At 57.8% G+C, this 15058-nt stretch carries 15 protein-coding genes, 1 tRNA gene and 2 pseudogenes; 13 read left to right on the top strand and 5 right to left on the bottom strand.

Annotated elements, in window-relative coordinates; translation table 11 throughout:
* From LG661_RS25665 to LG661_RS10255, 5 genes and pseudogenes are all read left to right on the top strand, one after another.
* Positions 1-156 (top strand): annotated as a pseudogene (locus LG661_RS25665) (ATP-binding protein); the annotation flags it as partial.
* A 145-nt stretch (positions 157-301) separates the two neighbouring features.
* Complete coding sequence (locus LG661_RS10270; RefSeq protein WP_230531781.1) at positions 302-709, top strand: response regulator; 408 nt, start codon at positions 302-304, stop codon at positions 707-709.
* A gap of 1020 nt (positions 710-1729) precedes the next feature.
* Positions 1730-2272 carry a recombinase family protein gene (locus LG661_RS10265; RefSeq protein WP_230531780.1) on the top strand — a complete coding sequence of 181 codons (543 nt, stop codon included), beginning with the start codon at positions 1730-1732 and terminating at the stop codon, positions 2270-2272.
* Positions 2273-2558: 286 nt separating this feature from the next.
* Positions 2559-3188, top strand: coding sequence for a ribonuclease H family protein (locus tag LG661_RS10260; RefSeq protein ID WP_230531779.1), 630 nt, complete (start codon positions 2559-2561; stop codon positions 3186-3188).
* On the top strand, positions 3185-3988 hold the full coding sequence (locus LG661_RS10255) for a ParB/RepB/Spo0J family partition protein (protein ID WP_230531778.1): 804 nt from the start codon (positions 3185-3187) through the stop codon (positions 3986-3988). Before LG661_RS10260 ends, LG661_RS10255 begins: the two co-directional genes overlap by 4 nt.
* Positions 3989-4096: 108 nt before the next feature.
* On the opposite strand, the gene LG661_RS10250 is transcribed toward LG661_RS10255, so the two are convergent.
* The 3 genes and pseudogenes from LG661_RS10250 to LG661_RS10245 form a co-directional block, all read right to left on the bottom strand.
* Entirely contained in the window at positions 4097-5485 is a 1389-nt protein-coding gene (locus LG661_RS10250; RefSeq protein WP_230531777.1) for a site-specific integrase, read from the bottom strand.
* 27 nt (positions 5486-5512) lie between these two features.
* Positions 5513-5737, bottom strand: a pseudogene (locus tag LG661_RS25365) (DUF6538 domain-containing protein); the annotation flags it as partial.
* Between the two features lie 328 nt (positions 5738-6065).
* Positions 6066-6851 carry a TIR domain-containing protein gene (locus tag LG661_RS10245; RefSeq protein WP_230531776.1) on the bottom strand — a complete coding sequence of 262 codons (786 nt, stop codon included), beginning with the start codon at positions 6849-6851 and terminating at the stop codon, positions 6066-6068.
* A 296-nt stretch (positions 6852-7147) separates the two neighbouring features.
* Between LG661_RS10245 and LG661_RS10240 the strand changes: the two genes are divergently transcribed.
* From LG661_RS10240 to LG661_RS10205, 8 genes are all read left to right on the top strand, one after another.
* Positions 7148-7537, top strand: coding sequence for a TIR domain-containing protein (locus tag LG661_RS10240; RefSeq protein ID WP_230531775.1), 390 nt, complete (start codon positions 7148-7150; stop codon positions 7535-7537).
* Positions 7537-8529, top strand: a complete 993-nt coding sequence (locus LG661_RS10235; protein WP_230531774.1) for a caspase family protein — start codon at positions 7537-7539, stop codon at positions 8527-8529. Before LG661_RS10240 ends, LG661_RS10235 begins: the two co-directional genes overlap by 1 nt.
* Positions 8530-8531: 2 nt before the next feature.
* Entirely contained in the window at positions 8532-9008 is a 477-nt protein-coding gene (locus LG661_RS10230; RefSeq protein WP_230531773.1) for a toll/interleukin-1 receptor domain-containing protein, read from the top strand.
* A gap of 128 nt (positions 9009-9136) precedes the next feature.
* Positions 9137-9772 carry a recombinase family protein gene (locus LG661_RS10225; RefSeq protein WP_230531772.1) on the top strand — a complete coding sequence of 212 codons (636 nt, stop codon included), beginning with the start codon at positions 9137-9139 and terminating at the stop codon, positions 9770-9772.
* 850 nt (positions 9773-10622) lie between these two features.
* Entirely contained in the window at positions 10623-10889 is a 267-nt protein-coding gene (locus tag LG661_RS10220) for a hypothetical protein (protein WP_230531771.1), read from the top strand.
* Positions 10886-11395, top strand: coding sequence for a ribonuclease H family protein (locus LG661_RS10215; protein WP_230531770.1), 510 nt, complete (start codon positions 10886-10888; stop codon positions 11393-11395). The genes LG661_RS10220 and LG661_RS10215 overlap by 4 nt, the downstream gene beginning before the upstream one ends.
* A 62-nt stretch (positions 11396-11457) precedes the next feature.
* Complete coding sequence (locus LG661_RS10210) at positions 11458-12285, top strand: ParB/RepB/Spo0J family partition protein (RefSeq protein ID WP_230531769.1); 828 nt, start codon at positions 11458-11460, stop codon at positions 12283-12285.
* A 355-nt stretch (positions 12286-12640) separates the two neighbouring features.
* Positions 12641-13132: a hypothetical protein gene (locus tag LG661_RS10205; protein WP_230531768.1), complete on the top strand. Its 492-nt coding sequence runs from the start codon at positions 12641-12643 to the stop codon at positions 13130-13132.
* Positions 13133-13230: 98 nt separating this feature from the next.
* Here the strand turns inward: LG661_RS10205 and LG661_RS10200 are convergent, their stop codons facing one another.
* Both LG661_RS10200 and LG661_RS10195 read right to left on the bottom strand, forming a co-directional pair.
* Positions 13231-14760 (bottom strand): site-specific integrase, encoded by a 1530-nt coding sequence (locus LG661_RS10200; protein ID WP_230531767.1) that lies wholly within the window; start codon positions 14758-14760, stop codon positions 13231-13233.
* A 98-nt stretch (positions 14761-14858) separates the two neighbouring features.
* Positions 14859-14943, bottom strand: a tRNA-Leu gene (locus tag LG661_RS10195).
* Positions 14944-15058: the final 115 nt, after the last annotated feature.

Raw genomic sequence — 15058 nt, 5'->3', positions numbered from 1 at the left:
CCGTTCTTCACGACCAAGGAAGCCGGCAAGGGAACTGGATTGGGCTTGAGCCAGGTGTATGGCTTCGTCCGGCAGTCCAACGGCCATGTCAGGATCTACAGCGAGCTGGGCGAAGGCACCACGATCAAGATCTATCTTCCGCGCCTGATCGGCTCAGACGAGGAGCCTGCCGAGATGCCGGCAAAGAGCCCAGTAATGGTGCGAGGGGCAGGCGAGACTATCCTGGTTGTGGAAGATGAGCCCGATCTGCGAGCCTACACCACTGAGGNGCCTGATCGGCTCAGACGAGGAGCCTGCCGAGATGCCGGCAAAGAGCCCAGTAATGGTGCGAGGGGCAGGCGAGACTATCCTGGTTGTGGAAGATGAGCCCGATCTGCGAGCCTACACCACTGAGGCACTCCGTGATCTTGGGTACCGCGTTCTTGAGGCGGCCGAGGGTCGGGAGGCTCTAAAGATTGTCGAGCGGCATCCGGAGATCGACCTACTCTTTACCGACGTCGTTCTGACCGGGGGGATGAACGGGCGTGCGCTTTCTGACGAGGTTACCCGGCGCAGGCCAGAGCTGCCGGTTCTGTTCACCACGGGCTACACCTCGAACGCCATCGTCCACCATGGTCGCCTTGACCCTGGGATGCACCTGATCGGGAAGCCTTTCACCTATGCCGAACTAGCTACCAAGGTGAGGCAAATGCTGGACAGAACCATATAATGGTTCCCTCTACCTCAAGACCCAGTGCGTCGCGAGCAATGTTTGGTGAGAAATGCTGAGAGGGCATTTCTCCGTAAACACAATCGCGATGTCCCCCATAGGGCCACCTTCCTCAAGTCGTGATGTTGTAAGCAACTGGTCCGCTCGCTTCTGACCAGTTCAGTGTCCAATTGTGTCTTGTCCGCTGAGGAGTTTCTATCAAGGGTCGGTGTGGGTGATACTCCTCTATGCGTATGTCTCGACCATTGACCAAAAACTCATGAACTGCACTCCCTCTTGGTGATGGGTGGCGTATCTTGATCCAGCATCGCCCGGACTATTATTAGTGTTGCAGTGGCTGCGGGACATCTCTACTGGCGCAGCGATTTAGAAAAACCTTTCGGGCCTCGCTCGTATGAAGCCGACCGTCCTCCGGATATTTTCGCGAAAAAACATGAGACGCCTTCTAACCGGATCAGCGACCGAAGTTCCCCCCGTAGGAGGGCCGGTACTGAGAACACCCCGCTATCTCTATCATGGCACGGTGTTCGCACGATTGAAGGCGATCTACCGTGATGGTCTGAAGCCCGGCGAAGTTCCGGTCTGGCGTGACGATGCCGACCTTACTCAGCGTTGCTCAGAAGCTGTGTTCTTTGCAGATCATTGGCGTGGTGCAGCGTTCTTCGCTGACATCGCACACTACCGTTCCCGTGGCCGCAGGGAGGGACCAGGAAGGCGCCCCGTCATCATTCGCATCAGCGCGAGCGAGCTTGTGGCCGAACCCGATAGTCGCGCTACAGTGCGCGGGTGCTGGATGGTCCGTGGATTAGTATCTGTTCAACAGGCTGTTGTGTCCATTGTAGACCATCAAAGATCACCTGCGTGGCGGCCTATTGCTGAAGTCTTGACATGAGAGGGCGTAACCTCAGGGCGTACCCTGGAGTGACGTAACACGGCCATGCTTGGAGACGTAACATCAGGGTTGACATTGGCCTAATGTGACGCAAATCTGCCAAAGTCTAAGACCCTGAGGTTACATCTATGGCCCGCATCGGATACGCCCGTGTCTCCACTTCTGACCAAGACCTCCAGACCCAAATCGACAAACTGAAGGCCGAAGGCTGCGAGGTCGTCCGCTCTGAAAAGGTCTCAGGCGCAAGCCGAGACGGACGGGAGGAATTGGCAACCGTCATTGAGTTCCTACGCCCCGGTGATGAGCTAGTCGTCACCCGCCTAGACCGGCTTGGGCGGAACACCAGAGACGTTCTCAACATCGTTCATGAGGTTGAGCAGAAAGGCGCATTCCTCACTGTGCTTGATCCGCATGTCAGCACACGGGGAGAGATGGGTCACCTCGTCCTTACAGTCCTTGGCATGGTGGCTCAAATGGAGCGCCGGTTCATCAAGGAGCGGCAGAGGGACGGGATCGAAAAGGCGAAAGCAGAAGGCGTCTACAGGGGCGGGAAGCGTCGTCTCGACCATGACAAGGTGAAGGCGATGCACTCGGAAGGGCACGGCCCTGCCGCAATCGCGAAGGCGCTTGGTTGCTCACGGATGCAGGTCTACCGGGTTCTCCAAGCGTGATCCGCTAAGCGACCCAAAGGTGCAGTGAGACTGCACCTTTCCTGATCTAATTAAGCCCCACCTCCAGAGAACAAGGGTGATACTCCCACTCTTAGAGATGGTAAATACCATGCACCTTCAGAGGAAATGGGGAATTGTCCCTCACCTTCAGAGATAAGGCGTTTAGGTTGCACCTCTAGACATAAGCGCCTGATCGCTAATGTCTCTTGCGCGTCCGTCAGCATCTGTTGTCACGGACCTTATTCACTCATCAACACGCCCCCTGTCGCGCAGATCAGGACAACTCATGTTCTTGGTCTGCCCGCTATCATCTCAATTCAAAACCATGAGAAGGAACAATCATTCATCCAATGAAGCCATTGGAGGGAAGCCGCTGGCTGACACCTACGTGGTGTACGCGGACGGCTCATCGCTCCACAATCCAGGCCCCGCAGGTTGGGCCGTTCTCATCATCCAACCAGATGGCCGCCGAGAGACGCTGGTCGGCTCCGAGGCTCTGGCGACAAACAACGCAATGGAGCTACGAGCTGCCATTGAGGCCCTGAACGCTCTCCCTCAGGACGCCTACGGGATCATCCATTGTGACAGCGAGTATGTCGTGAAGGGCGTGACGGAGTGGCGTCGAGGGTGGGAAGCAAGGCGCTGGCGGAACTCCAAAGGCCAGCCGGTTGCCAATGCGGGCCTATGGCAGATCCTGTTCAAGCTCTCGGACGAACACCCTAGTGTCCGCTTTCAGTGGGTACGCGGTCACGCAGGCGACGAGGGCAACGAGCTTGTCGATACCCTTGCCCGCACTGAGGCAGAGAAGGTCCGCTCTGGGTTGCCTCCGATTAGCGGAAGGACAGAACTGGATAGCCCAGGCGAGACGGCACCCATCAAGGCTCTAAAGCCTCTCGGTATGGTGGCTACGCAATGAGCTTCGATGTCTCGTACGAACCGGCTGACCTCCTCGCTGAGTTGAAAGCTAAGACCAGTCAGCTGTCACCTGCTTGTCTCCCTAATAGATTGCCCCTCAAGGGCATCAGGCAAATACCAAAGCTGTTCCAGCCACGCGGAATGGACGAGCGACATGTCAGCGAGCTTGCTCGCGTCATCTTGAATGTCGGTGCGGTTGACCCCGTCACGGTCATTCAGGTTGGACAAGAGGCTGTTCTCATCGACGGCCATCACCGCCTTGCTGCCTATGCCCTTGCGAAGCGCACCACAGACATTCCGGTGAGATACTTCGAGGGAACACTTGATGAGGCAGTCTTAGAGGCTGGCGCGGCGAACTCGAAGGCAAAGCTGCCGATGTCATCGCAGGAGCGACAGGACTTTGCTTGGCGACTGGTTCTCATGGATCGGTACTCCAAAGCCGACATAGCACAGGCTTCGGGCGTATCTACTTCGCAAGTCTCGAACATGCGGACTGTTCGCAGGCAACTCGGGGCTGACGCGTTCGATTGCCGCTCATGGTGGCAGGCGAGGCGCACCGCAAAAGGCGCTGGCCATTTTGCCCGCATGACAGATGAGGAGCGAGAACAATGGCTAGAGGAGCAAGCTAATCGGTATGCCGACCGGCTTGCTAAGGAGTTCGGGAACAAGCTCTCGAATAATCCTGAAGTTGCTGCGATGGCGTTGGCTGCCTATTTTGGCAGGCGCTTACCGGATGTTGTCGATGAGTTACGCCACCACATTCCTGATGTGAATTTGGAGGACTGCGAAGACGACTTTTAACCGACCCTGTACATCCCCTACGGTGTCCAATTTGTACAGCCTGAGGTTACCCGGAAGCTAAACACGTTGACGGTGTAGGCGAAACCTACACTGTCAACATACTTCGGCTCATCGGTTTTTTTCGCCACCTGCGAGCTTCCTTATTTCGGGCTTTGCATCCTCACTTACAGCGTACCTTGGCAGCCTAGCGACGGCGTCGTGGAGGCGCTCCATAACGATACGTCCGACATACCGGTTGTCTTGTCCGTGCAGAGCATGTCCCAGGAGGCGCTTGCGGATTGTGTCGGGCACCTCAAGGTTGACCAGTTCCGTAGCCACACGATGTCGCCAACCATGGTTAGGAGCGACTTCACCAGAAACAACACCAGGCAGGCCCAAACCTCGTACCCAGTCACCCAACCGGTTGATGGTGACAGACCGCCGCGACCGACGGTCCCCGCGCTCGGCTTTCTCCTCGTAAAACAGACGCTCCCGAGACTGTGTGGCCACCCATTCGACGAAGCCAAGCTCAATCAGGTGGGGGTGGAGCGGCACCGCTCGGGCCGATGGTTTGTTCTTGAGGCGACCAGCAGCCGGGTTGATGTCGAGATACCAGAACCCGGTTTCAGGCTCTTGTCTCACATCCTGGCGTCGAAGCTGTGCGACCTCACCAGCTCGCGCTCCTGAATAGGCCATGAGCCACGGTAGCCAGCGGCGTACCGGGTTCTTCTCTCGACTGGCGGCTCTAAGCACCGCCTCAGCCTCTGCCAGCGTGTATCCACGCTCGGCTTGCCCCTCGTCTCGCCGTTCAACCTTGGGAACCTCAAGGGCCGGGTTCGATGACACGTAACGCTTCGCCTTGGCCCATTTGAACAGAGCCTTTACCGCTGCGAGGTGGGCGTCGTTGATTGTCTTGGCAGTTAGGCCCTTGGCGACAAGATCGTCTGTCCAGGCAATGATGGCTTCCGTTGTGATCCTCTCAGGGTCATCGGTGCCAACATGCGCGACGAGGCTTTTGACGCTTCTTGCCCACTCTGCCCGCGTCTTGGGTGAGTAAGCCCGTTCGTTCGCCAGTTTCTCGAATAGGCCGGTGAGGGTGAAACGTCCGGTGGGCTGCTTCGGCGGCTCGGCAGGCTCAGTCCACGTAGGAAAGCGGTCTATTTGAGTATCAGGCCCATAGTCGCCCTGCGCATGTAAGAACAGGCGCTCCCCTGCCTCCCGCATAGCCACTCCCACCTGCTCGACTAAGCGGGCGCGGCTATCCGCATCCACGACCAAGCTACGCTTTGCTAGTACGACATCTACGAACGGCCCAAACCGATCCGCCAAGCTCTTGGCTCGCTTCTCCTGGTCGGAGGCTATCAAGAGGGCAGCACGTCCGTACCGCCCATGTAACGCCCTTACATTAGCGTGGGTGACGGACGCCCACAGCTCGGGAGTGTCAGGGTCCTCCTCACATGCTGCCGTGAACGTGCGATACACCTCCCCCGCGAGGGCTAGGACCTGCTTGTGGGTCAACCGCTGAGGCCCTTCCCGTACCGCCCGCCAGACGCTTTCAAGGTAGGCCACGACCACCGCTTGCCGTGCTCGGGCTTCCTGGGGGTCCCGAGTACGAAGTGACACGCGGATGTCTTGGGCTTTCTCCGACACGGTGACGGGAACAATCGCATCGCCAACCGGGATAGAGAGTTGCATTCCTTGAACCTTCGACTTCACGTCGGCTGGAATGCGCTGAATGAACTGATGGTGAGTGGACCCCGAGCGTTTCATGGGACGCGGCATCGCAAGCGGCATTGTTGAGCGGTCCTGTTGAACAGTCGGACCCGGCTCGAACCCTTGTCATCGCTTAACTTATTGCGGAAGCACATCTTTTGAGAAAGATGGTGCCCAGGAGAGGACCGGGCAATTTCCGGAAGGTCATATTACAATTCAAAGACTTAGCACAGCGCCCCTTCAAGGTTTTGTATCACCCCTTTGTAGCTCTTGTCGAGCATCGTCGTCGCCGTGAGAGGGCGGAGCTACTCACCCCCCACCACATCAGTTTCAAAGAATAGTTTGGAGGTACTGTAGGCAAGTCCTGTAGGCAAATAATGAGGCCTTATGCCTCGTCTTCATCGTCATTCCCATTGAACCTGACTACATCAGCCTCAGTAGCGTCTTCAGCCTTGCAGCCACATCCGATCAACTGTCCTCCACAAGCAGGACACTCCTCAACGTCGCAGCCAGGCACATGAAGCTGTCCCCTTAGAACACCGCAATCGTGACATGGAGGAAGGTTCTTATTTCGCCTGAATGCGGCTTCATCACCAAACCTGACCCGCTCCATGGGTAAAGTCATTATGTAAAATGGGATGTACTGCGCTTGCTCAATCCGAGCCGGATGATCCTTAGAAAGAACTCGCCCATTGTAATTGACGAACTCCCCCTCCAAATCACCGTGGTTTTTGTATATCAAGCTTCCGTTATTACTTTGCCGCCCAAGCTTTTTAAGCACGGCCTTAGCCACGTCTTCGATAGATACTTCCCTAATATCCATATATCCGACAGTGTCATTCAGCCCTGGCAGACTTGTGTCATCAAGTCTAAGAGGAAGAATATACTCGGAGCTTTCGCCAATTGCCCTTGCCTGCGCTTGCTGAAGTTCATGCTTCGTCCAATTCTTCTTAAGATAATGCTCAGAAACAAATATAATACAAAAAGTAGCTGTATCTCTGTATACAGTCTGTAAGTGTTGATATAGGTCCTTGCCCCAAAGGGTTGCTGGGTAGAACTCGTCGTAGAATACCTTTACCTTCGATCGCTTTAGGATATGCGCTAAGGTGCCTGCTTGCTCACGGTCCTCTCCAGCAAACGAGAGAGCGACATCGAACTCCTTATAAGCCATTTGACTTTATCCCAAAACTAACCAGCTAACTGCCTAATCGCTCCGTATATTTTTCGGCGAAAAGTTGAAAGCCCATATCTACGATGGAGCCGCGGCCGCATCCCCCCTTACCCCTCCCATGACTCCTCTAGTACGAAGCGGTCGCCCTTGACGGCCGCAACTGAGATTCCTGCCTGAACCTAACAAACACACCGCAATGCCCCGCGGGTGCAACTAGGCGCAGCCGAGGAGGTGTGCTAGATGCAAGACAAGAAACCTAATGGGTGCAAAGTCACCCTCTCTCAGAGCGGGGCAGCATGGGCAAGAGTCGCCTCTTCATCTCATTCGACTTCGATCACGACGAAGATCTCCGCAATCTGATCGTTGGCCAAGCCAAGCACTCCGATTCACCGTTTGAGCTCGCTGACTGGTCAGTGAAGGAGCATATGACTGGCAATTGGAAGGACAAGGTTCGCGACCGGATCCGACGGGTGGACCAAGTCATGGTGATCTGTGGTGAGCACACCAATACGGCGACCGGGGTCAGTGCCGAGTTGCAGATCGCGCGGGAGGAGAAAAAGCCCCACTTCCTCCTCTACGGCCGCTCAAGCAAGACTTGCGTCAAGCCGACGGCTGCGATGCCCACCGACAAAATGTATAACTGGACCTGGCCGAACCTAAAGGCCCTGATTGGGGGGGCTCGCTGATGCGCAAGGCTTTGGTCATCGGCATCGACGATTATCCGGGTGCCCCGCTGCACGGCTGCGTCAACGACGCAATCACGATCGGATCACTGCTTGAAACCAATGGTGACGGCTCACCTAATTTTGCCGTTCGGACGATCACCAGCAACAATGGCCCAGTGACGAGTGCAGTCCTCCATGAGGCCCTGGTCGAGTTGTTCCGGGGCGATGCCGAAACCGTCCTGTTCTTCTTTGCAGGGCACGGCATCATCAACCAAGACACTAATGCGGGCTTCCTTGTCACTCAGGACGGGAGAAAGCCTTCTTGGGGCGTTGGCCTCAACGAAGTGATCGATCTCGCGGCCAGTGCGTACCCGCGGATCAAGTCGACAGTGATCATCTTAGATAGCTGCCAGTCAGGCTTTGCTGGCGAGGTGACTGGGCTAGGTTCGAGTGGACAATTCTCCTTCTTGGGTAATGGCGTTACCATCCTGACGGCCTGCCACCGTGAGGGGACTGCAGGCGAGATCAATGGACACGGTATATTCACCGACATCCTGGTGGACGGCCTTCGCGGCAGTGCTGCCGATATCTGTGGCCGCATCACGCCAGCAGCAATCTACTCGCACGTTGACCAGACCCTCGGACCCTGGGATCAGCGACCAATCTACAAGGCGAATGTGCAATCTTTCGTGGTCCTGAGGGAAGTGTCGCCAAAGATCCCGCTTGAGGTGCTCCGCCGACTGCTGACCTACTTCGCGGATCCGACATCTATCTATGCTCTTGACCCCTCGTATGAACCGGACCGGGGTGAGGAGGCCGACCGGCTAAAGCACATCCCAGTCGACGATGACAACGTGCGGATCTATCGCGAATTGCAGTTATGCAACCGCCATGGCCTCGTGGTGCCCGTTGACCAGCCGCACATGTGGCATGCTGCGGTCCACAGCACGGGCTGCAAGCTTACTGCACTTGGTGCGCATTACCGGAAGCTGGCTGAGGCCAAGCGGATCTAATCATGAAAGTCTTTATCTCACACCAGAAGGCCGACACCGAGCTTGCGGCCTCAATCAGCCACCGGCTTCGGACCGTTCACCAGATCGACAGCTACTTGGATGTGATTGATCCGGTGGCGCAACAGGCTGGAGATGAACTCGGTGAGCACATACGGGCGGAACTGGGACGCTGCACACAGTTGCTCGCGGTGGTCTCCTCAAGCACCAAGAGTTCTTGGTGGGTGCCATGGGAGATAGGTATCGCCACGGAAAAGGATCAGCCGATCGCGACCTACGCTGGCGAGTCGACCCCTCTGCCCGAATACCTCAAGAAATGGCCCTATCTGCGCTCCAATAAGGATCTTGACGAGTATGCGGCTGTCTCCAAGTCGTCATCAGGTACCTACCGCGTACGCAAGGGCTATCTGAACGAAGAAGTTGCGCGGCGTAGCAGCACAGCCGAGTTCCATAAGACGTTACGCGCTCGTCTTGGCCAATAAGGCTGTCCATAAGGGCATGCTCTAACGGTCAGGCACTGCGGTGCACGACAAGATGTCCGTAAAGGTTGACTTCAATCAACGGACAGGCTTATCTACGGACACGATCCTTACGGACACCTAGGGAAGCCATGACCAAGACCATCCTTTATGCCCGCGTCTCTACTGCAGACCAGACGCTCGCCCACCAGAAGACCCAAGCAGAAGCCTCAGGATTTGCCATCGACGAGGTCGTGGCTGACAATGGTGTCTCAGGGGTCAGCACCGCACTTGCGGAGAGGCCGGAGGGCAAGCGCCTTTTCGACATCCTGCGCCGTGGCGACACTCTCGTGGTCCGCTGGGTGGACCGGCTGGGCCGTGATTACCGGGATGTGAGCGACACCATCCGCGAGTTTATGCGGCGTGGCGTTGTGGTGAAGACGGTCATCAACGGCATGACCTTCGATGGAGCAACCACGGATCCGATGCAGCAGGCCGTGCGGGACGCTCTGATCGCCTTCATGGCGGCCACCGCACAGGCCCAGGCTGAGGCGACGAAGGAGGCCCAGCGGGCCGGGATAGCCCATGCCAGGGCCCAGGAAGGCCGCTACCTCGGGCGGAAGCCTTCCTACAATCGCCAACAGCTTGGGACCGTGCAGGCCCTCCTTAGCCAGGATGCAGGCACCAGCGCCATTGCCAAGGCCACAGGACTGACCCGGCAGACCGTTCTGAGGATCAAGGCGGACCCGAGCGAGGCCGAGGCAAACCTAGCGGCATGGGGTCTGTGATCACTGCCACACTGGACCGGAGCGCAGGGATGAGAAACCACCTTCAGATCCCCTGCGAAACCGGGAGAAGTCCCAACGAGATCAAGGCCCTATTACGCCGAAGGGAGACGCTGTGACGAATTAAAGGTCCACTAAGGAGGAGAGCCGCCCCGAGCTTGTGACGAATAAGAGTGGCACACCACAGCCAGCACAACGGAACGACGGGGGTCACTCCCGCTTTCGGGCCTACCGAGACGACCTTCAAAGCTCGCCTAGACACTTGGTGGGAGCTTCATCGTTCTCACGTCCCCCTTTTGTGACGAGTTAAAGCGGCACCTTGCAGGACCGACCTGCACCGCACCAGCAGCAACTTCCTGCAAATGTCCATTGTTTGTGACGTCTTTAGTGGCTCACTACGCAGAGCTACGAATGCTCGTCCCCTGCATGTGGCAATTTAAAAGCGGCACTACGCAGAACCAAACGCTAGGACCATGAGAGCCTTTAGTGGCTCACTATGGATCCAGACGCGGCATCGCGGCACGAGTTATAGCGGCACATCGCGAACCCCAAGCGACAATGGTTGATCCCATTCAGGCGTCATACCGCACAAGACCAGACGACAACTCGCAGCCCATCAATAGACGCACCGCCGCGAGCACCCACCGAGGCTATCTTACCGCTGTCCAATGGTTGAGTCCGAGAGGACCGCGATGATGGGGGCGCGTCTGTTCATGGTCTGAGGATCACACCCTCAATCATGGTTCTGTTCTGTCAGCACTAGGCCCAGGTCCTTTCCTTCACCGGGAGAGGCCTTGGGTCTTTTGAATTGTAAGAGCAGGACAACCCAACTCACCGACGACAAAGGAAACCCATGATCGTTAATCGCACCAAACCAACACTCTACCGCATTCGGAACCAAGACCTATCAAGCCATAACTTCAAGCTCTCCGCCGTTGACCTCAAGAACCTCACCGCAGTCCGGCAGGCATTTGAGGAGAAGCACGGAGTGTTTGTCTCGACCAGCATTGCCCTTTCCCTCGCTCTCGAAGGCATGGCCGAGGAGATCGCCGCAGGGATACTCAGGATCAATCGTGAGGTCACCGAAGGGTTGTCCCGTGTGAAGGAAGCAGCGCGGTGAGCGCCCTCACGATGAACGCCGCCTCTGAATGGCGCGTATGGTCGGATGGCAGTGCCATCAACAATCCCGGCCCTGCAGGCTTTGGGGTCTACATCGAGCAGGGCAACGGCGAGCGGTGGACCCTCCACGGATCGAGCAGGAACACCACGAACAATCGCGCCGAGCAGTACGCATTCCTCCAAGCCGTCCTAGCGATCCCCGAAGACCAACCCGCGATCATCCGCACCGATAGCCAATACGTTGTGAAGGGATGCACCGAATACCGGGCGGGATGGCAGTCCCGAGGCATGAGGACCGCAGATAAGAAGCCTGTACTCAACACAGACCTATGGAAGCTCATTTGGGAGGCCATCGACCAGCGCCCCCTAGTCTGCATCAAGTGGACCAAGGGACATGCTGACGATCAGGGGAACGCCATCGCTGACCGCATCGCTCGAGAGGCCGCGCACCGAGTGAAGCAGACTGGGAAGCGCGAAGACCTGACCCGAACAGCGATCAACACCTAACGACAGCCGAAAGCGGCCCCGAGTGAATGAGGGATTGCTTCGACAGCCGACCATCAGAACACATGAGCACCAGCAGCACAGAAACCACGACCACCAATGAGGCCATGCCCTCAAAGGTAAGGCAGGCCATCGCGGAGCTAGAGCTACAAGCTAAAGAGCCACAGCCCTCAATCCTTCCGAGCCGGATCGCCCTAACCGAAATCAAGATGATCCCCGAGCTATTCCAGCCACGGACGGGGAAGAGCAACGACCACATCGAGGAACTCTCGAAGGCCCTGAGGGAACACAGAGACCTTGATCCCATCCTCATCATGCAGGTCGGGAGGTGGCCCGTTCTCATCGACGGACATCACCGATGGAGCGCCTACAAAAGGACCAAGGGTTTTCACTCGATCCCCGTCCGGTACTTCAGCGGGACGATCCCCGAAGCGATCGCGGAGAGCGGCAAGGAGAACTCCAAAGCCAAACTCCCGATGCAAACCAGCGACCGCCAGGACTATGCATGGCGATTGACCCGGATGGGGATGCACTCGATTGCCGAAACAACGAAGGCAGCAGGCGTCAGCAAGGCTCAAGTCGCCATCATGCGGAAGACCTTGCAGAAGCTCGGATCCCAGAGAGCCAGCACCTACGAGGTCTGGATGGACGCCAAGAGGGACGCGAAGAGAATGGACGGGGACGCCAGGTCGGTCGACGACGACTGGCTCCACGCTCAGGCTCAGCGATACGCCGACAGACTGTACAAGGAGTTCGGGACGAAACTCTCAGGGAACGTGGAAATGTTCGCCCGAGCCATTGAGATCTACGTGGGAGTCGAGCGGGTCGACGAGATCGCCGCAGCATTGGCCGGAAGAGGACCAAGCGAGGACGCCACCGATAGCCTCTTCTGAGCCCCGCCCTGTCTACTCCCTTGTTGTCTATTTTAGACACCCAAGACCATCACCCGTCCACGCCACGAGGCCCCGCCAGGATCACACCGAGCGGGGTCTTTTCATTTAGCAGCACCATCGAAAGGCAGCACCAACCATGCCAAACATCACACCCATCCGCAGAGGGTTCGGCCAATGCGCCGCCCCTGGATGCAGCAACCAAACCCGCTCCAGCGTGTCTCCTCTCTGCACCAAGCATCACTCCCGAGCCCGAGTGCATGGCGACGCGCAGCAAACCCTTGTCACCCGCCGCGAGCTTCGCGCCTATGAGGACAGGGTCCGGAAGGTCATGGCCACGGGGAAGCAGGAGCTAATCGTGTCGAGTCTCAAGGAGATCACCCGACGCCTCACCGAATACGCCCAAGCGGAGCTCGCTAGGTTCCACCGAGGCCACGCCATGAACCGCCACCTCGTCACAGCTTGTGATCAGATCGAGAAGGTGACCAAGAGCGGGGACAGCATCGAGACCGCGACCACGATTGCCGCCATGTTCCTGCTACGGGATCAGCAGCCGAGGAGGTTCGCGTCGGATCGGGGGTTCATTGGACAGACCGTGAGACAGTTCAGGTTGCCGTCAGGGATTGCCCGAGGTGTCACCTATGATCCGAACACTGATCAGACCAAAGGCTGGTTCAGACCCATGAGCCGGAAGGCCACGGAGCAGCTTGGGAGGATCATCATCGAGGCCTACAAGCCGTGGCTGGTTCACCTTAAGCAAGCCGAGGGACGACTACAGGAAGAGGAGCAGCGCATCAGCCGTGACCTCGCCGCAGCCTTCGATGGCGCACGACGCCAAGCAGCGGAATGACGAGGAGCGGAGGGTTTTAACGCCCCTGCACTCCCTTCTCTGAAAGATCATTCCTGTACCTGTCTGGCTGAGGTGGGAGGCTACACCGCCTCCGTGCCTCACCCCTGTCGGGGGAATAAAGCCAATGCCCTAGCCATTGCTCTGATGGTTACGTCCCCGTAGTCATCGCCAGCGGTCCTAGCTGCGTGGCCCTGGATTACATCGCGGGTGCGAGGATCAATGCCTGCCTCGCGACACAGGGTCTTGAAGCGGTGTCGCCAGCCGTGCGTGGGCTGCACATGAGGGTCCGAAACTATTTCCCGTGCAAATTCCGTAAGGCGGTTTTTCACGCCCTGGAGGGGACCAAGCACATCTCCATCCTCGGCAGGCGTCAGGAAGAGGTGACCCGCTGAAGCGGACATTACGAAATCAGGAAAGCCGAGATCGACCAGATGATCATGCAGAGGGATCTCCCGCGCCTGCCCTCCCTTCACCGTTCCGGCCTCAGGTGTCACCGTGAGAACCCATGTGTCCCCCTCGCGGCGTAAGTCCTGTTTCCGCAGTTGGGCCATCTCCCCGACCCTCGATCCTGTATAAGCCTGGAGCCACGGCACCCAACGCCTTGCGGAAAAGGTCTTCACCGTCTCCCGTCCCCTCTTGCGCTCCCACGCAGCCTTGAGGATCTCCTTAGCTTCCTTATCGGTGAACCCCTTAGAGCGAAGACGCTTGGGGGCTCCGATCTTGATCGTAATGCCTTCGGCAGGGTTCGATGGGAGAAGGCGGTTAGTCACGGCCCACCCAAAGACCGCCTTGAGGCCCGCAAGGTCACTATCCTTCACCGTCTTCGGAGAAGCAGGCTTACCCGTCTTTGGGTTCACCTCCGTGAGCCGGTGATCCTTGAACCGCACCACGTCTTCCGGGGTGACCCTCCGCGCGTCGTCATGGCCCAGGAAGGCGACGAGCTTGGCGATTGTGGCGCTGTAGGACTCATGAGTGCTGATAGACCTCCCGACCGCCTTCGCCTCACGCCACCAGCCCTCCATCAGACCCGTGAGGGTGGCTCTTTTGGCCTCATTCGCAGGCTTCGTCTGCTCCCCTTCAGGGGGCTTTGGAGGTGTCCACTCAGGAAACCGAGCGGCGTCAGGATCAGGCTGATAATTACCATTGGCATTTCGGGCCAGCTGCGCGGCTGCTTGATTGGTCGCCTTCCGCACCTCCTCAATGAGCCGAGAGCGACTTGCTTCGTCCGTCCTCACGCCCTCCCGCACGAGAATGGCATCTACTGTTGGACCGAGCCATTGAGCGAGGCGGTCGGGGTTGATGACGTTATTCTGAAGCAGCATAAGCCCCTGCCACAGCGACGACGACCCCGGATCGTCCGCATGGCCTTCGGTCATCGCCTTGTAGGCGAGGCCCGACAGAGCCACGACCTGCTTATGGCTTAGCGGCTGTGTGGGTCGCCTAAGGGCCTTCCAGTGCCGATCCACCTCTCCCGAGATGGCAGCATGGAGTTCACGAGCACGGGCAGGATCTTTGGTCCCCAGCGAGCGCAACTCTTCACGCTTCCCGAGGATAGGGCGGAGGTCAGCGGGGACAGCACGGCGGAAATAATAAACGCCGGTCTTAGGATGCTTGTGGGGACGACTCATAGGCAGGACCATTTGTATCACCCGTTTGTATCACTCGGGTGCTTCCAAGTCCTTGAATTGTAAGGAAGTCTTTGCGGATCAATCCCTTAGAGAAGGGATGGTGCCCAGGAGAGGACTCGAACCTCCACGGTGTTACCCACTGGTACCTGAAACCAGCGCGTCTACCAATTCCGCCACCTGGGCATGCCTGTTCGGCGAGGTTCGTTTAGAGCCAGCGGGGCGGCGCGTCAATCGCTGAAAACGATCCTTGTGCTTATTCTTGATGTCGCGCCCCTTCACAGGGGGGCGGCGTTTGACT

Source organism: Microvirga roseola, from assembly GCF_020866965.1.
Taxonomy (GTDB): Bacteria; Pseudomonadota; Alphaproteobacteria; order Rhizobiales; family Beijerinckiaceae; genus Microvirga; species Microvirga roseola.
This window is presented reverse-complemented; position numbering and strand designations above follow the sequence as displayed.